23 protein-coding genes are annotated in these 20,854 nt (G+C 47.8%); 10 read left to right on the plus strand and 13 right to left on the minus strand.

Features of this window, described 5'->3' with window-relative positions:
* From citE to RWO08_RS07045, 7 genes are read right to left on the minus strand one after another with little or no spacing between them, the layout of a single operon-like run.
* Positions 1–888 carry a citrate (pro-3S)-lyase subunit beta gene (gene citE, locus RWO08_RS07015; RefSeq protein WP_291428105.1) on the minus strand — a complete coding sequence of 296 codons (888 nt, stop codon included), beginning with the start codon at positions 886–888 and terminating at the stop codon, positions 1–3.
* Complete coding sequence (gene citD, locus RWO08_RS07020; protein WP_070756744.1) at positions 876–1,184, minus strand: citrate lyase acyl carrier protein; 309 nt, start codon at positions 1,182–1,184, stop codon at positions 876–878. The genes citE and citD overlap by 13 nt, the downstream gene beginning before the upstream one ends.
* 2 nt (positions 1,185–1,186) lie before the next feature.
* Entirely contained in the window at positions 1,187–2,221 is a 1,035-nt protein-coding gene (gene citC, locus RWO08_RS07025; RefSeq protein WP_315271221.1) for a [citrate (pro-3S)-lyase] ligase, read from the minus strand.
* 6 nt (positions 2,222–2,227) lie between these two features.
* Positions 2,228–2,359 carry an OadG-related small transporter subunit gene (locus RWO08_RS07030; protein WP_298078484.1) on the minus strand — a complete coding sequence of 44 codons (132 nt, stop codon included), beginning with the start codon at positions 2,357–2,359 and terminating at the stop codon, positions 2,228–2,230.
* Positions 2,360–2,377: 18 nt separating this feature from the next.
* Positions 2,378–3,502 (minus strand): sodium ion-translocating decarboxylase subunit beta, encoded by a 1,125-nt coding sequence (locus tag RWO08_RS07035; RefSeq protein ID WP_268442528.1) that lies wholly within the window; start codon positions 3,500–3,502, stop codon positions 2,378–2,380.
* 24 nt (positions 3,503–3,526) lie between these two features.
* Positions 3,527–3,937 (minus strand): acetyl-CoA carboxylase biotin carboxyl carrier protein subunit, encoded by a 411-nt coding sequence (locus RWO08_RS07040; RefSeq protein WP_314211607.1) that lies wholly within the window; start codon positions 3,935–3,937, stop codon positions 3,527–3,529.
* 34 nt (positions 3,938–3,971) lie between these two features.
* Positions 3,972–4,304, minus strand: coding sequence for a hypothetical protein (locus RWO08_RS07045; protein ID WP_314211608.1), 333 nt, complete (start codon positions 4,302–4,304; stop codon positions 3,972–3,974).
* Positions 4,305–4,652: 348 nt separating this feature from the next.
* Between RWO08_RS07045 and RWO08_RS07050 the strand changes: the two genes are divergently transcribed.
* Positions 4,653–6,035, plus strand: coding sequence for a citrate:proton symporter (locus RWO08_RS07050; protein ID WP_311466221.1), 1,383 nt, complete (start codon positions 4,653–4,655; stop codon positions 6,033–6,035).
* Positions 6,036–6,187: 152 nt separating this feature from the next.
* Here the strand turns inward: RWO08_RS07050 and RWO08_RS07055 are convergent, their stop codons facing one another.
* A complete protein-coding gene (locus RWO08_RS07055; protein WP_314211609.1) occupies positions 6,188–7,099 on the minus strand; it encodes a DUF2268 domain-containing putative Zn-dependent protease in 912 nt (303 codons plus the stop codon).
* 104 nt (positions 7,100–7,203) lie between these two features.
* On the opposite strand from RWO08_RS07055, the gene RWO08_RS07060 reads away from it, so the two are divergent.
* The 8 genes from RWO08_RS07060 to RWO08_RS07095 all read left to right on the plus strand — a co-directional run bounded on the left by RWO08_RS07060 (position 7,204) and on the right by RWO08_RS07095 (position 14,910).
* On the plus strand, positions 7,204–7,947 hold the full coding sequence (locus RWO08_RS07060) for a MerR family transcriptional regulator (protein ID WP_314211610.1): 744 nt from the start codon (positions 7,204–7,206) through the stop codon (positions 7,945–7,947).
* Between the two features lie 87 nt (positions 7,948–8,034).
* Positions 8,035–8,730 carry a GntR family transcriptional regulator gene (locus RWO08_RS07065; RefSeq protein WP_314211611.1) on the plus strand — a complete coding sequence of 232 codons (696 nt, stop codon included), beginning with the start codon at positions 8,035–8,037 and terminating at the stop codon, positions 8,728–8,730.
* Complete coding sequence (gene citG / locus RWO08_RS07070; protein WP_314211612.1) at positions 8,723–9,565, plus strand: triphosphoribosyl-dephospho-CoA synthase CitG; 843 nt, start codon at positions 8,723–8,725, stop codon at positions 9,563–9,565. Before RWO08_RS07065 ends, citG begins: the two co-directional genes overlap by 8 nt.
* A 175-nt stretch (positions 9,566–9,740) precedes the next feature.
* On the plus strand, positions 9,741–10,091 hold the full coding sequence (locus tag RWO08_RS07075) for a MerR family transcriptional regulator (RefSeq protein WP_306486499.1): 351 nt from the start codon (positions 9,741–9,743) through the stop codon (positions 10,089–10,091).
* Positions 10,092–10,133: 42 nt separating this feature from the next.
* Positions 10,134–11,480, plus strand: a complete 1,347-nt coding sequence (gene glnA, locus RWO08_RS07080; RefSeq protein WP_023391564.1) for a type I glutamate--ammonia ligase — start codon at positions 10,134–10,136, stop codon at positions 11,478–11,480.
* Positions 11,481–11,697: 217 nt separating this feature from the next.
* On the plus strand, positions 11,698–12,648 hold the full coding sequence (locus tag RWO08_RS07085) for a C39 family peptidase (RefSeq protein WP_314211613.1): 951 nt from the start codon (positions 11,698–11,700) through the stop codon (positions 12,646–12,648).
* A gap of 60 nt (positions 12,649–12,708) precedes the next feature.
* A complete protein-coding gene (locus tag RWO08_RS07090; RefSeq protein WP_314211614.1) occupies positions 12,709–13,605 on the plus strand; it encodes a cation diffusion facilitator family transporter in 897 nt (298 codons plus the stop codon).
* A 12-nt stretch (positions 13,606–13,617) separates the two neighbouring features.
* Complete coding sequence (locus tag RWO08_RS07095; RefSeq protein WP_314211615.1) at positions 13,618–14,910, plus strand: adenylosuccinate synthase; 1,293 nt, start codon at positions 13,618–13,620, stop codon at positions 14,908–14,910.
* Positions 14,911–14,957: 47 nt separating this feature from the next.
* Here the strand turns inward: RWO08_RS07095 and RWO08_RS07100 are convergent, their stop codons facing one another.
* Entirely contained in the window at positions 14,958–16,004 is a 1,047-nt protein-coding gene (locus tag RWO08_RS07100; RefSeq protein ID WP_314211616.1) for an alpha/beta hydrolase, read from the minus strand.
* Positions 16,005–16,176: 172 nt separating this feature from the next.
* Here RWO08_RS07100 and RWO08_RS07105 point away from each other — a divergent pair, with 172 nt between their 5' ends.
* On the plus strand, positions 16,177–17,181 hold the full coding sequence (locus tag RWO08_RS07105; protein ID WP_314211617.1) for a biotin--[acetyl-CoA-carboxylase] ligase: 1,005 nt from the start codon (positions 16,177–16,179) through the stop codon (positions 17,179–17,181).
* Positions 17,182–17,228: 47 nt separating this feature from the next.
* Here the strand turns inward: RWO08_RS07105 and RWO08_RS07110 are convergent, their stop codons facing one another.
* Genes RWO08_RS07110 through RWO08_RS07125 form a run of 4 tightly spaced genes read right to left on the minus strand, consistent with a single transcriptional unit; the run spans position 17,229 to position 20,840 of the window.
* The gene (locus tag RWO08_RS07110) at positions 17,229–18,068 is read right to left on the minus strand and encodes a MetQ/NlpA family ABC transporter substrate-binding protein (protein ID WP_291453799.1); all 840 of its coding nucleotides are present in this window, start codon (positions 18,066–18,068) and stop codon (positions 17,229–17,231) included.
* A 17-nt stretch (positions 18,069–18,085) separates the two neighbouring features.
* Positions 18,086–19,291, minus strand: a complete 1,206-nt coding sequence (locus RWO08_RS07115; protein ID WP_314211618.1) for a M20 family metallopeptidase — start codon at positions 19,289–19,291, stop codon at positions 18,086–18,088.
* A gap of 26 nt (positions 19,292–19,317) precedes the next feature.
* Positions 19,318–20,154 (minus strand): MetQ/NlpA family ABC transporter substrate-binding protein, encoded by an 837-nt coding sequence (locus RWO08_RS07120; RefSeq protein WP_291453802.1) that lies wholly within the window; start codon positions 20,152–20,154, stop codon positions 19,318–19,320.
* Between the two features lie 29 nt (positions 20,155–20,183).
* Positions 20,184–20,840 carry a methionine ABC transporter permease gene (locus RWO08_RS07125; protein WP_070756789.1) on the minus strand — a complete coding sequence of 219 codons (657 nt, stop codon included), beginning with the start codon at positions 20,838–20,840 and terminating at the stop codon, positions 20,184–20,186.
* Between the last annotated feature and the right edge of the window lie 14 nt (positions 20,841–20,854).

Genomic DNA, 20,854 nt, shown 5'->3' on the forward strand with positions numbered 1-20,854 from the left:
TTAAATTTCCTCCTCGCTAATGAGTCCCGCTGCTTTGGCTAGGGCAATGACCCGCTCAGCGCGTTCCACGATTGGCTTGTCGACCATTTTCCCTTTAACTGAGATGACACCAGAGCCTTTAGCTTCGGCTTCACGAATCGCCCAGATGATTTCCTTAGATTGTTGGATTTCCTTCTCAGTTGGGGCATATACTTCATTAACCACTGGAATTTGGCGTGGGTTGATGACCGATTTACCATCGAAACCTAATTGCTTGATGCGGGTGACTTCCTCACGGAAGCCGTCCATATTGTCCACGTTAGAGTAGACTGTGTCGATGGCCGCAATCCCTGCTGCACGCGCTGCATGTAGAATCATGCTACGAGCGAAGAAAAGTTCTTGGCCATCAGGGTAACGGCGAGTCTTCATGTTGGTCACATAGTCTTCCGCCCCTAAGGCAATCCCAATCAGACGGTCAGATGCCTTAGCAATCTCACGAGCATTTAGTACCCCTTCAGCTGATTCGATGGCGGCCATCATCTTAGTACGACCGACTGGAATATTATTTTCCTGCTCAACACGGGTAATAATAGCATCGACATCCACGATATCTTGGGCGTTTTCGGTCTTAGGCAGACGTACCACGTCAACCCCAGCCAAGACTACCGCTTCGATATCTAGGGCACCGGTAGTGTCCAGACCGTTAATCCGTACGACGGTTTCGACATTGCTGTAGTCAAAGGTTTTGAGGGCGAAGTGCACCAAGGTGCGGGCAGAGTCTTTTTCCTTGAGGGAGACTGCATCTTCTAGGTCAAACATAATAGAGTCAGCCCCGTATAGTGGCGCATCGCGTAGCATGGCAGCATTAGCACCAGGGACAAACATCATTGTTCTTCTTAAGCGTTCCATGAGTCAATCTCCTTCCAGTTATATTCTGATAAGTCAGCTGCACGATGGGCCACCGTAATGGTCCGGGCTTGGATGGTGCAATCTAAGGCACCCTTATCAACTGCCACTACTTGGGCTGACTGAATGCCTAGGCGGGTCAAGGTGTCTTCAATGACACGACGAATTTGCGCCCCAAATTGCTTTTCGACTGAACTTTCTAATTGAATGTCAATGCGTCCAGCATCACTCGGATTCAAGGTAATCATAATATCGCTTGATTCCAAGGTGCCAACAACTGCACTTTTTTTAATTTCCATCTTTATTCCACCTTTTCTCTCTGGGCGTCTTGGCCCAGTAAGTCTTGTGACTGTATGTAATGATAGGTTGACTGTGGGACTAGGTTGACCCAGTCAGCTAGCTTCCCTGCTTGAATCGCTGCCCGTACGCGGGTCGCACTAATAACCTGGCCGTCCTTTTCTAGACGGGGGATAATCTTTAGGTCTAAGTCCTGGCCGAAGGCTTGGGCCAAGGCCTGATTGTAGACTTGGGTGACCGGCGATAGGGGTTCTTCCCCTACAAAGCGAATGGCAATATCTAGACTAGGCGCAATGAACTGCTTGAAGACTTGCGCATCAAGCTCTGCCTGGACCTGAGCCACTGCCAAATCCGCCCTTTCCTTAAGAAAGTAGGAGGGGAAGGTAGCCTGCGAGACCATATAATCACGGCTAGGCAGGACCGTAACATTGGCCAAATCTGCCACCCCGGCTTGGACCATTTTGAAGCGATCTTGCGCGCTAAAATAGGATCGATCTTCGGATACCACGAAGATATAGAGGTGGTCACAGGCGGACAAAGCCTGTTCTACCAGATAGCGATGGCCTAGGGTAAAGGGATTGGCGTTCATGACGATGGCCCCATTTTGGGAACTGTCCACCTTATGCTGAGTCAAATAGCTCAGATAGTCCTGAAAGGACGGAAAGCCCTGCTCCATAAAGAGCAAGGCTTCGGTTTGCGCCAGAAGCCGAAAGCCCAAGGCCTTAAAGTAAGGAAGATTCTTTGGTTTAGTATAGACGAAGCGATTGGTCAAGCCTTCCTGATCCAAACGTTCCAAGAGGGCCATAACCACTTGCGTCAACAAGTTCTCTGACTGATAGGCGGCGCAAACCACCAAGCACTTGAGAATCTTGCCGTCCAAGGACCCGGTCGCTGCCAAGCGCGTCCCATCATAAATGCCGATCGTATAATCGACCGTTTCCTGGTCACTCAGATTAGCTGCCTGCATTAAGGTCTGCCAATCTTTCAAGGCTTGTGAGTCACGATCCAACCAGAGGCGTCTGGTCACGTAGCCGTCCATTTTGTCTTAGTCCTTTTCGACTGGGAAGTACTTGATGAGGAGTTCAGAAGCCCCGTATAAGATACCGAGAACTAAGAAGACCCCACCCATCCCAATCAGCATGAGTTCAAAAGCTTGTCGTAAGTTATCTAAATTCATAAGTGTTACCTCGCAATCTTAGTGGATGAAGTAAGACAACAAGAGCCCGCCGGCAATAACGGAGGCAATTTGTCCAGAAACGTTAGCCCCTACAGCATACATCAAGATGAAGTTTTGAGGGTCTTCTTCGGTTGCCATCTTTTGAATCACACGGCTTGACATTGGGAAGGCAGAAATCCCAGCCGCCCCAATCATTGGGTTGATCTTGTCCTTGCGGAAGAGGTTCAAGATTTTGGCGAAGATAACGCCCCCAATAGAGTCCATGATGAAGGCTACCAAACCAAACAAGATAATCATTAAGGTTTGGACATTCAAGAAGAGGCCAGCTTGCATCTTAACTGAAATGGTAATCCCTAAGAGGATTGACACAATGTTAACCAATTCGTTTTGAGCTGTTGCGGATAAGCTATCTAAGACACCACACTCACGTAATAAGTTCCCGAACATGAGGAAACCTACCAATGGTAAGGCGATTGGCGCGATAAAACCAGCCACGATGGTAATCACGATTGGAAAGAGGATTTTAGTCATCTTAGATACGCCTTCAGCATGGTAAGTCATGCGGATCTTGCGTTCTTCCTTGGTTGTTACTAACTTAATAGCAACTGGTTGAATGATTGGCACTAAAGCCATGTAGGAGTAGGCTGCAACCGTGATGGCCCCTAAGAGATGAGGTGCCAATTGGTTGGCTACGAAGATAGAAGTAGGACCGTCAGCCGCACCGATAATCCCGATAGAAGCTGCTTCACGAATGTCAAAGCCCGCTAACACTGCGACTACGACAACGAAGAAGATCCCGAATTGAGCTGCCGCACCGAAGAGCAACATGAAAGGATTTTGAAGTAATGGCCCGAAGTCAATCATAGCCCCAATCCCAATGAAGATAAGTAGAGGGAAAAGTTCTGTCTCAATCCCGGCGCGGAAGAGGATGTCTAAAACCCCGTGTTGGGTTACGTTACCGACGGTTTGGTCTAGGACCCCTGAACCCGGGAAGTTAACCAGAATCGTCCCTAAGCCCATTGGTACCAGCAAGGTTGGTTCGTATTCTTTCTTAATCCCCAGATACATGAGTAGGCCACCAATGACCATCATGAAAACTTGACCAATGTTAATGGTCGTAATACCTTGAATTAATGTTTCCACTGTTTGTCTCCTTTACTGACTAAATTAGTTGATGGTAATGAGGGCATCACCTGGGTTGACTACTTGGCCGTTAGCCACATGAATCCCTGATACCACCCCTGCTTTAGATGCTACGATTTCGTTTTCCATCTTCATGGCTTCTAAGATCATTAATGGTTGGTTCTCAGTCACTGTGTCCCCAACGTTAACTAAGATGCGGAGAATAGTCCCTGGCATTGGGGATGGCATGGCATCTGCTCCGGCTGGTGCTACAGAAACTGGAGCAGCTGGCGCTGGGCTTGCTTCTGCTGCAGGTTCGCTAGCTGGTGCAGCTGGGGCTGGAGCAGGAGCCACGGGCGCTGGCGCAACTGGGGCGGCTGGCGCTACGGCCCCAATTTCTTCCATTTCTACCAAGTACTCTTTGCCGTCAACTTTGATTTTGAATTTGCGTAACATATTGTATAATTCCTCCTAAATAAATCCATAAACCTTATGTGCGTTTTTGATAAATGTGCTTGACCGCCCATTGGCTGTCAGGGGTGTCCCCAGCCGCAATGGCTGACGCAATCACCGATACAGTCGTCGCTTCGGGGTTGCGTTTCAAGACGCGCTTGACCACAAATTGACTGTCGGGATAATTGGCCGCTGCTAGAGCAGAAGCAATCACGCTGACTTCTAGCGCTTCTTCTGAGTCGGCATCCACATAGGCTGCCACGGGCTCCCATTCTGCCTCAAAAGCAGCTTGCTGAGCTTGCGCTTGCGCTTGGCTCTCTGCTTCCTCAGCGCGGCGTCGGCCGCCAAATAATCGTCTGAGTAGTTCCATTTCTTCACTCCCTTCCAGATTAATCTACTACTTGTATTATACCCTAAACTAGCGCTTACACTAGTCAAATACTGTTCTTTTTGTGTTCTATTAGGCCAAGATTTTGATTTAGTCTTCCTATTAAGTAAGGCGTCTTTTTTGGCTATACAAATTTCCTAAGCCCTTGTTTTTTAAGTGTTCTTTTTAGCTAAAGCCCTTTCTTTTTGTCTAAACATTCGCTATGATACAGGCATAAAGTAAACGCGTTCATTTCATGGAATGGACGTGTCGGGTCTAGGTCAGAAGGTTTTAGCGACTTTTGGCTCCTGCCCATGCTATTATTATTTTAATTTCAGAAAGGAAGATATGATGTTACTCACAGTCTTTGCTTATGCAATGATGGTTGTCTTCATGTATGTCATCATGAAGAAAAAAATGTCACCATTCACTGCCCTAGTACTCATTCCACTTGCTTTTGCGCTGGTAGCAGTCTTAACCGGCGTGGTCCAAGATGTCAACATCGGGACACTGGTTCGCCAAGGTCTCTTTGGCAACAACTCCAAGGATAAACTCACTGCAATGAAAGGGACGGCTGAAACCGGGGTTATGCTCCTCTTCGCCATCCTCTACTTCTCCCTCATGTTAGATTCCGGTCTCTTCGACCCAATCACTAACAAAATGATTCGCTACGCTAAAGGCGATCCAATGAAAGTCCTCGTGGCTACTGCTATTGTTGCGGCCGCTGTTTCCATGAACGGTGACGGAACTACCACTACCTTAATTTGCTGCTCGGCCTTCGTGCCAATCTACAAGAAACTCGACATGAAACTCATGAACTTGGGTGTCTTAGTTATCTTGCAAAACACCATCATGAACCTCTTGCCATGGGGTGGCCCAACCGCTCGTGCCATGTCCGTCTTGGGCGTTGAAGCCGACATCTTGGGTTACTTAGCACCAGGGATGGTTATCTCTATCCTCTACGTGATTTTCTTCGTTGCCCGTGGTATGGGTAAAAAAGAACGTGCCCGCTTGGGTATCAAGGAATTAACCGACGCTGAGCTAGATGAATTGACTACTATTTCTGACCCTGAAGTCTTGGCTATCCGCCGTCCTCAAAACTTCTGGATCAACGCGATTATGACCTTAGTCCTAATTGGCTGGTTAGTAGCAGGTTCCTTCATCGACGCTATCGAAGTTAAGCCTGTCGTTCTCTTCTTAATCGGGACCGGCTTAGCCATGATGATTAACTACCCAGACCTCAAGACTCAATCCAAACGTATTGGTGAGAACGCTGGGGATGCGGTACAAGTGGTCCTCCTCGTATTCGGGGCAGGGGTCTTCATGGGTCTCTTCCAAGGGACAGGTATGGCTAAGGCCTTGACCGACAGCATCGTCCACATCATTCCACAACAATTAGCAGGCTTCTGGAGCTTGATTATTGCCCTCATCTCCGTACCAGGGACCTTCTTCTTAACCAACGATGGTTTCTACTACGGGGTGCTGATTCCATTCGCAGAAATCGGTCGTCAATACGGCTTCACCGATATGCAAATGGCCTTGGCTTCTCTCATGGGGCAAGCCTTCCACCTCTTGAGCCCACTGGTTGCCTTCATCTACCTCTTGCTCCGCTTAACTGGCTTGGACATGGGCGAATGGCAACGTGAATCTGCTAAGTACGCCGCAGTGGTCTTCGTTATCTTCGTGGTCACTATCGTCTTGATGGGCCACATGCCACTCTACTTAGCACAATAATACCTAAGACAAAAGAGCTAGGACTAAGTCCTAGCTCTCTTTTTTGTGTCCCTATGTAAATTGTGTCCACTTATGCACGTAAATTTCCTAACTCAGACCCTATCTATCAATAGATAGATTGATAGATAGGGTAGCAAAGCAAGATTGCTTGGTTAGAGTTGGGAAGTTGGCTGCTCCCAGAATTCTGGTACCTGAGCCAAGATCTCATCAGCTGTCTTCAAGCTAGCTTCTTCAATGCTCACGCCCGTCTTCTTAAGATAGTAGCGTACCAAGTGATAGCCACAGCTATAGCCTGCTGCATAGGGCAGACCGACAGGGCGCCCCCCTTGCACTTGGGTCAATTCATCCCCGTAGAGATAAGGAGCGGCCCCATAGAGGTTAGAGATATCAAGATTAGTCTTGATTTTGGGCTTGATGAGACTGTCTAAGGTCGCCAAATCGGTCTTGGTCACCCATGGGCCTAGATAGTCGGGCCCAAAGAGTTTTAGCACGAAGTTCTCAGCCAAGCCTTCTGCCACCATAAGCTCCTTCAGGGCTCCTTGTTGCCAATCCACAAATTGGTAGCGCACATTATGGTTACATTCATGGGCCAAGGCCGCTGGCAAACGTCGCAAGGTCTCCTGACTTGGTACCAAGGACAAGAAGATGTAGCCCGGAATCCCGCCTTCACCCAGATAATTATCATTGAGTCGCATAACAGGACTCTCCGCCTTGCCTAGCAAGATCGCTAAGACATATTCTTTGCATGGTGGGTGGATTCCTGCCTGTTCGAAACTGTCAATGGCCAGATGGAAAGCTTTTTCTAGCTCCTGATAAACTGAATCGTCTAGTGCATCAATATCCGCACTATGCTCAGACCTTAGGTTAAAGGGCGTTAGATTGGCCAAGCTCAAAATCTGCAGGGCATCCGCCCCCTGTCCAGCTTCTATACTTAAACCCTGGCGGGCAAATTTCCCCCGAAAAGGCGCTAAAACTTCCTTCCTGAATAAGGCTTCGCCCTGCTCTGGGGATAAGGTCAAGACTTGTCGATAGACTTGATCTGTACGAATGATCTTTAAGTTCATCCTAATTCCTCCTTTTTCTCTATTAGTCTACACCTTAACCTTACGTTAGGGTCAAGCCCTATGTTATACTAAATACTAGATTTTACTAAAAAGGAGGAGCAGGCATGATTTATCGGGTCAAAGAAGCTGCCCAGTTAGCTGGAGTTTCCCCTCGAACACTCCACCACTATGATGCCATTGGCCTCTTACCAGCTAAGAAAGAGGCCAATGGCTACCGCTATTACCAAGAAGAAGATTTGGAGCGTCTCCAGCTCATCCTCTACTATAAATACTTAGGTCTCTCACTAGAGGACATTGGTAAGTTACTAGATGCCAATAGCACTAATTTCCTCCAACTTCTGGAGCAACAGCTGACTCAACTACAATCAGAGCGCCAACGTTTAGACACCTTAATAGAAACCTTAACGGCTAGCATCCAAGCTAAAAAAGCAGGCCAGTCCCTATCACCACAAGCGCAATTTCGCGGTTTTAGCTATCCAGATATGCTGCCCTATGTTAGCCAAGCGCGACAAAATTACGGCCTAGACGTCATGATTGAGGCTGAAAAGCGCCAAGAGGGGCAGAAAATAGAGGTCGCCGAGAAATTCAATGCGGTCTTTCGCCAATGGGCTCAGCATTTTGAGGCCGGACTTTCAATCGAGTCGGAGCCTGTACAAAGCTTATGTCAAGAACTCTACCGTCTCCTCAATACCTATGCCTTTGACTGCTCCCTGACCGTCTTCGGCTACATTGGGCAAAACTATCAAGACAATCCTGATTTTCGTCACAATCTCAATCGCTTTGCTCCCGATTTAGCAGCATTCGTCAGTCAAGCTATCCAATATTTTGTCCGCCACGCTAAATCCTAAGGGCCCTAACAAGGTCTTGGCTTGGCTAAAGTCCCTATTTTTAGGTATAATGGACATGATGACATCAAAAAGAAAAGGAGAATCCCTATGTCTGCGATTATCGAGGCGGTCAAACGCAACTTAGATATTACTCAGAATAAACCCCTCAAGATTTCGCTCTACGAAGCCTTTCGTAAGACGATTATCTTGGGCCAAATCCCAGCTGGCACCCGGATCAATGAGAAGGAATTCTCTACAGCCCTCAACATTAGTCGGACGCCCATCCGCTATGCCCTAACAGAATTAACCAAGGAACTCTTAGTGGAGCATATTCCTAAAATTGGCATTATTGTCAAAGGCATTAGCATCAAGGACGCCCTAGAAATCTACGACATTCGTAAGTCCCTAGACACCTTAGCCACTATTAAAGCTATGACCTTGATGACACCTGAAGACTTCCAGGAACTTCAAGCTATCCTAGAAGAGTGCGAGCAACTCAACCAGGCCAACCGCGTGGATGAGGTCTTGGCTAACTTCACCAAATTCAATGACTTCATCTATGCCAAGAGCCAGATGACCCGTTTGCGAGATATCGTCTCTGAGCTGCGGACCTATGTCATTTATTTCCGCGACTTGTCCATTCGCTCCTCCCAACGCCGGAGCGCAGCCTTAGAAGAACACTGGCTGATTTACCGCGGGATGTGCAACCACGATATTGATCAGATTACCCTCATTACCCACGAGCATCTGGATCGGTCCCTGCGTTTCATCCTCAAGCAAATGGAGAAACTCCACATTGACTAATAAGACGCTCTCTTCTGATTATCTGGCAGACCTAGCCTGCCAGGCCCTGGCTTTTGAAGTTCAACTGGCACCTAAACCTGGCCTGGTGGATCCCTGGTCCAATGGCGCCCACCAGGATATGACACCCCAAACCTTCGCCGCTAGTATCGAGGCTTTACGACCTTATTTTAAGGGCTATGTCCAATTAGGCCAAGCACATGCGGGGTCGCCTGATCAGCTCTTCCAAGCCCTACGTCAGCTAGGGCAAGAAGCCGAAGCCGCTATGTTAACTGCAACAGCTGGAGTCAACACCCACAAGGGGGCTAATTTTTCCTTCGCCCTCTTATTAGGTGCCTTGGGAGCCTGCCAGGGCGACCTGGAGGCTAGTTGGCCTTTGATTAAGGCCATGACCCAGCAGCTCGTAACTCAGGATTTTGCCCATTTGGCCCAAAAAACCTCCCTCTCTTATGGCGAACGCCTTTACTTGGAGCATGGTATTACCGGGGTCCGGGGCGAAGCAGCAGCAGGCTATCCGGTCTTGCGCCAAGGCTTGCTACCCTTTGTCTATCATCGCCAAGACCTGGATCAACGCCAGCTTTGGTTGCAGGCTTTAGTCTATTTAATGGCTACCGTCCAAGATGGCAACCTACTCCACCGGGGTGGACTGACCGCCTTAGCCCAGATTCAAGGCGAAATGAGTCTACTTTTAAGCCAACTTCCTGACTTATCCTTGGCCCAGCTCGAAGAGCGACTTATAGCCTATGACCAAGTCCTCATCGAACGTCATCTTAGCCCCGGCGGCAGCGCCGATTTCTTGGCTCTAGGCTATTTCTGCACACTGATTACCCAAACTTAATCCCGGCTTGCTAAGTAACTTGGCAAGCTTTTTTATTTGGCTTAGCGACTGATCTAGGGCTCTGGCTTGCAGAACCCGAACGTTTGTCATATTATCTAACATAAGAGGTCAGGAAGCAGTTGACCCCTCATTTGACTTTCCCTATAATCATAAATGATAAAAGAAGGTGACAACTATGGCAGCCAAAGAATTCCGCAAATCTCTCGCCGTATTTCCCATCGGAACCGTCATGACCCTAACAGGCTTGACCGCCCGGCAAATTCGGCATTACGAAGATTTCGGTCTGGTAGTGCCGGGCAGAAGCTCAACCAATCGCCGCCTCTACTCCCTCAACGATGTAGATCGGCTCTTGGAAATTAGTGACCTGCTCGAGGAAGGCATGACCCTGAAGGGCATTAAACGCCGCTTCGAAACAGAAGCTGAGCGCCCTCATATGGGGCATCCTACTACCAGTCAACCCCTGACTGACCAAGATGTCCGTCGGATTTTATGGGATGAGTTAGACATCCAAGGTCGATTTCGCTAAGTCTGGCTAGACTGACTAGCCTACTATCAAAGGAGGATTTCCATGCCAACCACTCAATGGACCAAAGAAAGTATCTTACTAGACGCCAAGGAACGCAATGTTCGTTATGTCCGCCTCATGTTCACTGATATTACCGGAACCATCAAAAACGTCGAAGTGCCTGTCTCCCAATTAGAAAAGGCCTTAGACAACAAAATGATGTTCGACGGTTCTTCGATTGAAGGCTTCGTCCGGATTGAAGAGAGCGATATGTACTTGGTACCTGACTACAACACTTGGCTAGTCTTCAACTGGGAAGATGGCGCTGGCGACACCAAGATTGCCCGCTTAATCTGTGACGTCAACAGCGTGGATGGTCTGCCTTTCCAAGGTGACCCTCGTAGCAACCTCAAGCGTATTCTCAAGCGCATGGAAAACCTTGGCTTCACTTCCTTCAACATTGGGCCAGAGCCAGAATTCTTCCTCTTCAAACTAGATGAAAAAGGCCAACCTACCATGCAACTCAACGACAACGGCGGCTACTTTGACTTGGCGCCTAACGACTTGGCCGAGAACTGCCGTCGTGACATCGTCTTGGAACTAGAAGCTCTAGGCTTTGAAATTGAAGCCAGCCACCACGAAGTAGGGCCTGGCCAACACGAAATCGACTGGAAGTATGCAGACGCCCTCCGTTCTGCCGACAATATCCAAACCTTCAAACTCATCGTCAAATCCGTGGCCCGTCGCCACAACCTGCACGCGACCTTCATGCCTAAGCCTATCTTCGGCATTGCCGGGAGCGGGATGCACTGTAACATGTCCCTCTTTAATGAATCAGGTAATGCCTTCTACGATCCTGACACAGAAGACCAACTCTCCCAAACCGCCCTCTACTTCATCGGTGGCTTGCTCAAGTATGCCCGCGCCTATACCGCTATCTGTAACCCACTGGTTAACTCCTACAAGCGGCTGGTGCCTGGTTACGAGGCCCCTGTCTACGTGGCTTGGTCAGGTCAAAACCGTTCACCACTTATCCGGATTCCGGCAGCTCGAGGTAACTCTACTCGGATTGAAGCACGTAGTGTAGACCCAGCGGCTAACCCTTACTTGGCTCTGTCTGTCCTCTTGGCAGCCGGCCTCAAGGGGATCGAAGATAAGATTATGCCACCTTCTGCTGTTGACCGTAATATCTACACCATGACCCGTGAAGAGCGCCTAACGGAAGGGGTAGAGGATCTACCAGGCTCCTTGCGTGCAGCCCTCAAAGAGCTCAAGAAGGAACCTGTCATTTTGGAAGCCTTGGGTGACCACATCGCGCAAAACTTCATCGCTGAGAAGACAGCCGAATACTTCGCTTATCAAAAGCAAGTCACCCAATGGGAACTAGAACAATACTTCAAAAACTATTAATCAACAAGTTAGAGGCTGGTGTAACACCCAGCCTCTCTTTATTAAGTCTCTGTAACAGGCAACCAGAATAGGTGCTTTATGTTCCAGGTTTTGATACAATAAATAAGGATTGTATCGGAGAAATTCTTTGATTTCTTGCCAGAAAATTCATATTTATCATATATTTCTCTGTTATACTTCCCTTATGATTGATTACTTAACCAAAGGAGCTGGCCCTATGCGCAAACGTCGTAAAAATACGATTGCCGTTGTTACCTTCTTCTTGCTCTTGATTTGCGGGACGGCGATTGTCGTTTTCCTCAAGGAAAATACGCATCAGGCATCAAAATTAAATAACCAAGTGGCTGGCCAAGAACATATTGCTCAGGTCCAAAGTAGCCAAGTGACCTCTAGCACACCTGAGTCATCTAGTGAGTCAGAATCGGCGCCTTTCAACACGGTTCCGCTGCAACTATCGGATGATTCCCTAGTTCACAGCCTATCCAAGGACGAGCTCTCTGAAGTCTTGCAAGATATCCAAAACCAAGACTATCAGAACGACTTACTTAATGCCCAGTCTGACATCGTGGCTGCCATCAACAAGCACCGCCAAAATATCAGCGAGCTAGGCTATCTCTTCCTGCCGCAAAAACCAGCCGAAGTTAGCCAGTTGCAGAACGTCAAACAACTGGACATTCCGCTCTATCTGCAGAAAGATCCTAAATGGCGGACCCTCCAATACGGAACGGACACCACTCGCCAATTGGGCGAAAATGGCTGTGCTATCCTCTCCTTGGCTATGATTCATGCCTACTATAATCCGCAAGCTACGGTAACACCGCAGACCATTCTGGATTGGAGCAAGGACCATTACTATGTCCACAACCAAGGAACTTCTTGGAATATTTTCTATGACTTCGCTCAATCCTTCAATTATCAGTTCACCAATTTCGGCAATAACTTTGAAGAAGCCATGCAGGCTGTCAACCAAGGGCAAGCCATTGTCGCGACGGTTAAACCAGGCCTCTTCACCGAAACTGGCCACATCCTTGTCATTCGTGGCTACCAAGATGGCCAAGTCTATGTCAATGACCCTAATGATGACCCAAGCAAAATGTTCAGCATTAAAGCTATTCCAGCCCAAACCATGATGGAAGAAGGGGTCAACTATTGGGCCATATCCAAATAAGCATCATTTCAGGAGCTAAGGCTCCTGATTTTTTGGCATTATCTCGCGGAGGAAAATTCTATGCAAACTAGCGACAGACAAAACCAGCAACTTAAAATTGCCGCCCGTGGGGCCTTAGTCGGCATTATCGTCTACCTGATTATTTCTAGCCTCAAATTGGGCGCCGCTTATTTCTTCCACTCAGCTTCTCTCAGAGCCGATGGTCTTAACAACTTAACGGATATCATCTCATCGATTTTGATTTTTATTGGCCTTCGAATTGCCCGCAAACCAGCAGATGAGGATCATTATTTTGGTCACTCCAAATTTGAACCCTTGGCCAGTTTCGCCACTTCTCTGATTATGTTCACTGTCGGACTTGAAGTTATCAAAACTTCAGCAGAACGCTTTATCGCTCAGGATTATCCCAGCCCTGATCTCCAAGCACTCTGGGTGGGGCTGGCTGCCAGTGTCATTTTACTCGTCACCCAGCGCTACATCCATCATTTAGCCCAGCAAACTCAGAGCATGGGGCTTAAGGCCAGTGCCAAGGACCTCTTCAGTGACTTCTTAACGACACTTGCCACCATGGTGGCCATTGCCGCTTCTAGCCTAGGACTAGCCTGGCTGGATATCCTGACGGCTCTTGTAATTGGTGGCATTATCCTCCACACCGCCTATACTATTTTCAAAGATTCGACCTTTGAATTATCAGATGGTTTTGACCAAGAGGAACTAGAAGCCTATCGCGCAATCGTCCTCAAACACCCTCAAATCCGCGCTGTGCCGCAGATTCGCGCTCGTCTCTGTGGCCAGTATGTCCACGTGGATATCACCGTTTTAATTGATGGTCATCTTTCAGTTATTCAATCTCATCACATAACAGAGGAAATCGAACAGATTTTAGCGTATAATTATAATGTGTATGATGTCGATGTCCATGTCGAACCATATTTCCAAACCAATCTCAATCAGTAAAGGGGTATGTTTATGTCATCAGTTGTTGTTGTAGGCACTCAATGGGGCGATGAAGGTAAAGGGAAAATTACCGACTTCCTAAGCGAGAATGCCGAAGTCATCGCACGCTACCAAGGTGGCGACAATGCCGGTCACACCATTCAGTTTGGCGGCAAAACCTTCAAGTTACACCTCATTCCCTCCGGGATTTTCTCCCCTGACAAAATCAGCGTCATTGGCAATGGCGTCGTCGTTAACCCTAAGTCTATCGTGGAAGAACTTGCCTACCTACATGGCGAAGGTGTCTCAACCGATAATCTTCGTATCTCCTCACGTGCCCATGTTATCTTGCCTTACCATATTGTCTTGGACAAGCTCCAAGAAGCCTCTAAAGGCGATAACAAGATTGGGACTACTAACAAAGGGATTGGCCCAGCCTATATGGATAAATCTGCTCGGGTTGGGATTCGGATTGCCGACTTATTAGACCGTGAAATCTTTGAAGAACGCCTACGGACTAACTTGGCAGAGAAGAACCTCTTTATTGAACGCGTCTATGGCGCAGATCCCCTACGTTTTGAAGATATTTTTGAAGAGTACTATCGATACGGTCAAGAAATTAAACAATACGTGACTGATACCTCCGTTATCTTGAACGATGCCTTGGATCAAGGCAAACGCGTCCTCTTCGAAGGAGCTCAAGGGGTCATGTTGGACATCGACCAAGGGACCTATCCTTTCGTTACTTCCTCCAACCCAGTCTCTGGTGGGGTCACCATCGGAAGTGGGGTTGGCCCAACTCGCATCAATCGTGTTGTCGGCGTCTGCAAGGCCTATACCTCTCGTGTCGGCGATGGCCCATTCCCTACTGAACTCTTCGATGAAATTGGTCACCAAATTCGCGAAGTTGGCCGTGAATACGGGACAACTACTGGTCGCCCTCGCCGGGTGGGTTGGTTTGACTCTGTTGTCATGCGTCATTCTCGCCGAGTATCAGGCATTACCAATCTCTCCCTTAACTCCATCGACGTTCTGACTGGCTTAGAGACCATTAAGATTTGTACTGCTTATAAGACACCAGATGGTCAAGTGATTGAGTACTATCCAGCTAGCCTCAAGTTGCTCAAATCTTGCACACCTGTCTATGAAGAATTACCAGGTTGGACTGAAGACATTACTTCTTGTCGTCGTTTGGAAGACCTACCTTTGAATGCCCAAAACTATGTCCGTCGTATTAGCGAATTAGTGGGGGCTAAAATCGCCACCTTGTCTGTAGGTCCAGACCGCGAACAAACCATGATCTTAGAAAGCGTATGGCGCAGCTAAACGATAAAAATCCCCGTCTATCTGATGACAGACGGGGATTTTTGTGCTTATGACTCTTTTTGTGGGGCAAAATACTGAGTGACAGCTTCCTTGTAAGCTGCTAACCAATCTGCCATAGTCTGACGCGTCAAGGCGCAATCGAAAGCCTCATAGCCATGATAGGCACCCGGATAGACGCGGTACTTGGCCGCTACACCCGCAGCTTGCAGTCGCTTCATATAGTCTAGCGTTTCATCCAAGAAGGGATCTAAATCTCCCACATGTGTATAGGCAGGTGGCATACCCCTTAAGTCTAATGCCCGATAGGGTGCCGCGTAGATGGGCACCTCCTTAGATTCATAGAGGTCTCCTAGATAGAGCTGCCAGCCCGCTCGATTTTTGATTTCGTTCCAAATCATTTCCCGATTACCCTTCATGGACTCTGTCGATAGACGGTCATCAATCATTGGATAAATGGGCATGTGGAAGGCCACTTGAACTTGATCCCTATCTCTAGCATAGAGAACCGTGGCAATGGTAAGACCACCACCAGCACTAGGTCCTCCCACAAAGAGTTGGTCAGGATTGACGCCTAAGTCGGCCGCTTCTTCCTTGAGCCAAACTAGGCTAGCGTAGGCATCTTCTAAGGCTGCCGGATAGGGCTCCTGAGCGGACAGCCGATAATCAGGAGCTAGGACCACCGTATTGGTCTCTAGCACAAATTGCCGGATGAAGGGTAATTCCAAGCGTGGATGCCCCAGGGCATAGCCACCCCCATGAAGCCATAGCAAGCCTGTCGCTTGGGGTCGTGGCTGCTTAGAACGATAGATAAGGGCACTTAAATTAGGGTTCTGACTACTGGGAATCTTCACTTCTTCGATAATTAGGTCTGGATCCTGAGGAAAGGGCACTCGGTAGGTCGTAAGGCCTGTCTCATTATAGGCCTTTAGGCCTTCTGGCTTTTTGAAGTCAACTAAGATATCCGTCATCCAACCTCGAAAACGTAAATCCGGATTAACCTGAGGATAGCGCCAAGCCAAATAGTGTCGAACTCCTGGCAACCCCAGTTGATGATGGCCCCCTAGCAGGGGCACTAGCTTCTTCATAAGATTCATGGGAAAGACTCTCCTTATTTTATCCTTCAAAATGGGAAGCATGACTTGCTTGCCTTCCCCTCTCAAGTTCATTATAGGTCTAGCTAGCTCTATTTTCAACTAGCTAGGCAGGAATTGACCCCGGACCAGACATTTGCTAGACTTAGATTATCGAAGACGAGGAGGTCACATGATGTCGACACAAGATGAAATTTTGGCAGTTTTACTAGAACAAGATGGTCAGCCCATTTCTGGCCAAGCCTTGGCGGATCAATTAGGCTTGTCTCGGACAGCTGTCTGGAAGGCTGTCGAAGGCTTGCGTCAGCAAGGCTACCAAATTGCCAGTCTAAGCAAGAAGGGCTATCTGCTAGAGAGGGTCAGCCATACCCTAGATGCCCAACAAATCAAGCGTGACTTGGATGCCCCTTTTGAATCGCTGCATGTGGCCCTCTATGACAGTGTCACCTCAACCAATGACCTAGCCAAACAATTCGCCATTCAATCACCTGGCCAAGCCGGCCTCTTCATTGCTCGTAAACAAACCCAAGGACGAGGCCGCTCAGGTCGCCATTTCCATTCCGATATTGCCTCAGGTCTCTATCTATCTGTCGTCTTCCAACCCCAAGTGACAGATTTAGAAGAAGTGCCCCAATACACCCTGCTAGCTGCCAGTGCCATGGTTGCCGCTCTGGAAGCAGCCAGTGGACAAAGGCTGCATATCAAATGGGTTAATGACCTCTTCTGTCGTGGTCGTAAAATTGGCGGAATCCTGACAGAAGCGACGACCGATATTGAAAGTCGTAGCCTATCCTCGATTATTATTGGTATCGGCCTCAACTTAAGCGGCGACTTCAGTCAAGCGGAAGCCTCAACTCAGTCTGTTGCAGGGACCCTCTTTGGTCAGAAAATGCCAGCCGACTTCAATCCCAACCAAGTCATCCATGACTTCCTTAAGCAATTGGCTTATTATATCCGTACCCTCTCTGACAAAACCTACCTACCCCACTATGAAGAACACCTACTGGGCGTCGGGCGCCAAGTCAGCTACCAGCAAGCAGGACAAGAATATACAGGTATCATTCAAGGAATCACCGACCAGGGCCACCTCTTGGTTCAAGACCCTCACGGTCAAATCCGCACCCTCTTCAGCCAAGAGGTTCATTTTTCTAGTCAACAATTTGCTGATGACCTCGACTAAAGTAAAATCCCGCATCATAAGATGCGGGATTTTTTTAATCATTTAGATTACCACATTGGGATCTTAGAGTTTTTGCTTAACTCTTCAATCTTTTTAGCGATTTCGTCTGATTGGAAGATTTCTACGACTTTCTTGTAGAGTTTGTTGTCTTTTTCAGACTCTTTAACGGCGATGATGTTCTTGTACTCATCTTTCAGTTTTGCTTTGTCAGTCGCATCAACGAAGAGAGCGTCTTTGACGGTTAAATTAGCATCTGCTGCGTAGTTCCCATTGATAACTGCTGCATCCACGTCTTTCAAGCTGCGTGCTGTTTGAGAAGCGTCCACTTCTTCAAACTTGATGTTCTTGTCGTTCTTAGTTACGTCGCTAACGCTAGCTAAAATACCTTTAGCATCGTCTACTTCAATCAAACCTGCTAATTCTAAGGTCAAGAGGGCCCGACCTTGGTTGGTCACATCGTTAGGAATAGCGATTTTTGCCCCATCTTTAGCTTTTAACTCATCCAAAGATTTAACTTTTTCAGAGTAAATACCTTGAGGTTCTACATAAGTGAAGCCGATATTTACAACTTTCCCCTTGTTAGCCTTGTTCCATTCTTCCAAGAAGATAATGTGTTGGAAAGCGTTGAGATCTAATGAACCGTCTTCTACTGCCGCGTTTGGTAAGTTGTAATCTGAGAAGTTGGTAATTTCGATTTCGATACCTTCATCTTTTTTCGCTTTTTCTGCTACAGCTTGCCAGAGTTCCTTGTCAGCTTCACCGACAACCCCAACTTTTACTTTTTGGCCTTCAAATTCTTTGGCGGCTTGTGCAGTTGGGAAGCTAGCCCCAAACACTAAACCTGCTGCGAGGGCTAGAGCCCCTAATTTTTTAACAAACTTTTTCATATTGCATGACTCCTTTATTAATTATTATTTGTTTGTGTCAATGATTGATGCTGGGCCTTAATGGCCGCTAGTTTTTCTGGGTCCAATAGTAGCGCCAAGGCCGTATTAGCCAGCAAGTTAGCTGCCACCGATATGGAAGCATAACCCTTAGGGCTACCTGCTGCGGCTTTAAACTCCCCGGAATGACCTGGAATTGGGCTGTCACTAATGGAAACCGTAGGTTGAATGGTAGGCACGACTTGAGAGACATTGCCGACATCAGAAGAACCTAGCGAATTACGCTCGCTTCTTTCGATTTCGGACTCATCAATGCCATAGTCAGCGACTTCTTGGAAGAAGAGTTGGTCGAAGAGTGGCGTTGGTACCACATCGTCCACCCAGTTCTGGAAGAGACCAAACTTGTAGTCGCATCCGGTTGCTAACGCCGCCCCTTTGACAATATTTTCCACCTTTTGGTAGACACTTTCCAAGGTCTTGCGCTCAGCGGCTCTGAGGTAGAAGCGACCTGACGCATATTCCGGAATGACATTGGCAGCCTGCCCGCCATTGGTGATAATACCGTGAATATTGACATCCTTGGTCAGATTTAAGCGTAAAGCATTAATGGAATTGAAAACTTGAATCAAAGCCTCCAAGGCGTTAATGCCCGCTTCCGGTGCCCCGGCTGCATGTGAAGCCCGGCCAAAAAACTCAATATCAACTGGCGCATTAGCCAAGAGCCGTAAGGTCGGCGCGAATTTGTGGGCTGGGTGAGCACAAAGGGCGGCATCGACATCCTGGAAGAAGCCAGCCTTGACATAGGAACCTTTGGCAGAGCCGTTCTCCCCGCCTTCTTCTCCAGGTGTCCCATATACTCGGATTTCACCACCTAGGTCATCGATGACGGCTTTGAGGGCTACAGCTGCTAAGAGTGAATAATTACCGAAGAGGTTATGCCCACAAGCATGGCCAATACCTGGCAAGGCATCATACTCGGCTAGGAAGGCCAAGACAGGACCTGGCTTGCTTGCCCGGTAGACCCCGACAAAGCCAGTCTCATGACCTGCAATGTTCTGGGTGACTTCGAACCCTTCTTGTCGCAATTGCTTAGCCAGTAAATCAGAAGCAAAGTATTCTGTGTTGCAGACCTCAGGTCGCTCATAAATGGCCTTGGCATGGTCTTGGTAAGTGGCTAATTTTTCTGCCACAACTGCGCGAATTCTATCTTTGTAGGCCTGAATCATTGGCCCACCTCCTTTTATTTCAAGGCTTATTTAGTACCGAAAGTATCCCAAGCTGGTAAGAGTGAACCTTTAGAAACTTCTTCGATAACTTTCTTAGTATCTTCTGTTTGGTAAGCTTCTACAATTTTCTTGTAAGTTGCATTTTCTGCGTCTTTCTTACGTGCCACGATAATGTTCACGTAAGGTTTTGAGCTTTTATCAACTGGCTCTAAGTAGATGGCATCTTTGGATGGAGTATAACCTGCATCGACTGCTACCCCTGAGTTAATGATGGAAGCCGTCACGTCATCTAAAGCACGAGCAGTTTGGGAAGCATCTAACTCTTGAATCTTAAGGTTAAGCTTGTTTTCTTTGATGTCAGAAACCGTTGGTTTGTAACCTTTTGCTTCGTCTACTTTGATTAAGCCTGCTGTTTGCAAGAGGCGTAAGGCACGACCACCGTTCGTTGGGTCAGAAGGAATCGCGACTGTGTCGCCTTCTTTCAAGTCTTTAATATCCTTGATTTTCTTAGAGTAAACCCCTAATGGTGCGTTAACGGTATTCCCGATAGAAACTAATTCTTGATCCTTATGCTCTTGTAAGTAGCTATCCAAGAAAATTTGGTGTTGGAAAGCGTTGAGGTCAATTGAGCCGTCAGCCAAAGCTGCGTTTGGTTGGCTGTATTCTGTGAACTTAACATATTCAAGCTCGATGCCGTCTTTGGCCAAGCGTTCTTTAACGTTGTCCCAAACTCGGGTGTCGTCACCGACTAAACCAAGTTTAACTTTTTCTGCTGCTTGTGCAGAAGTGACCGGTGCTAGGGCGCTAATCCCTAAGCTAACTGGGGTGATAATTGCAGCAAGTGTTTTAATCCATTTTTTCATTGAGTGTTCCTCCTAAAATTGTAAGTTGATTAGTGGGTGACGCGCTTTTCAATGCGTCGAGCAATAAATTGAGTGATGAAGACCAAGATTAAAATCAAGATGGTCGACATCAAGGTGACATCTGTCTGGAATCGGTTATAACCACGAGAGATAGCTAGGTTCCCTAGACCACCACCACCGACAGCACCTGCCATGGCGGTTAAACCAATCACGCTGATTAAGGTGAGGGCTGACGCGCGGACGATACCTGGCAAACCTTCTTTGAGATACACGCGGAAGATAATGCCCCATGGGCTGGTCCCCATGGCTTGAGCGGCTTCCACAACCCCAGGATTGACTTCTAAGAGGGCGTTTTCGACCTGACGAGCGAAGAAGGGAATAACCCCTGCAATCAGTGGCACCAAGGCCGCCTTGGAACCAATTGTCGTACCCGCTAAGAAGCGCGTAGTTGTCGCTAAGAGGGCGACTAAGATAATAAAGGGAATGGACCGGAAAATATTGACCAGTTGATCTAGAATTCGGTAGAACCAACGGTTTTCCAGAATGCCTCCGTCGTGGGTGACAACCAGAACCACGCCAAGTAAAATCCCGAAGATACCAGACCAGAGAGCCGTCCAGAAGGTCATATAAAGGGTTTGTTGCGTGGCTTCTAAAAAGTCCTTAGGAATTTTAGCCACGTTTGGCATGATGGGCTCCAAAC

Origin of the sequence: uncultured Abiotrophia sp. (genome assembly GCF_963520105.1) — a bacterium.
Lineage (GTDB): Bacteria > Bacillota > Bacilli > Lactobacillales > Aerococcaceae > Abiotrophia.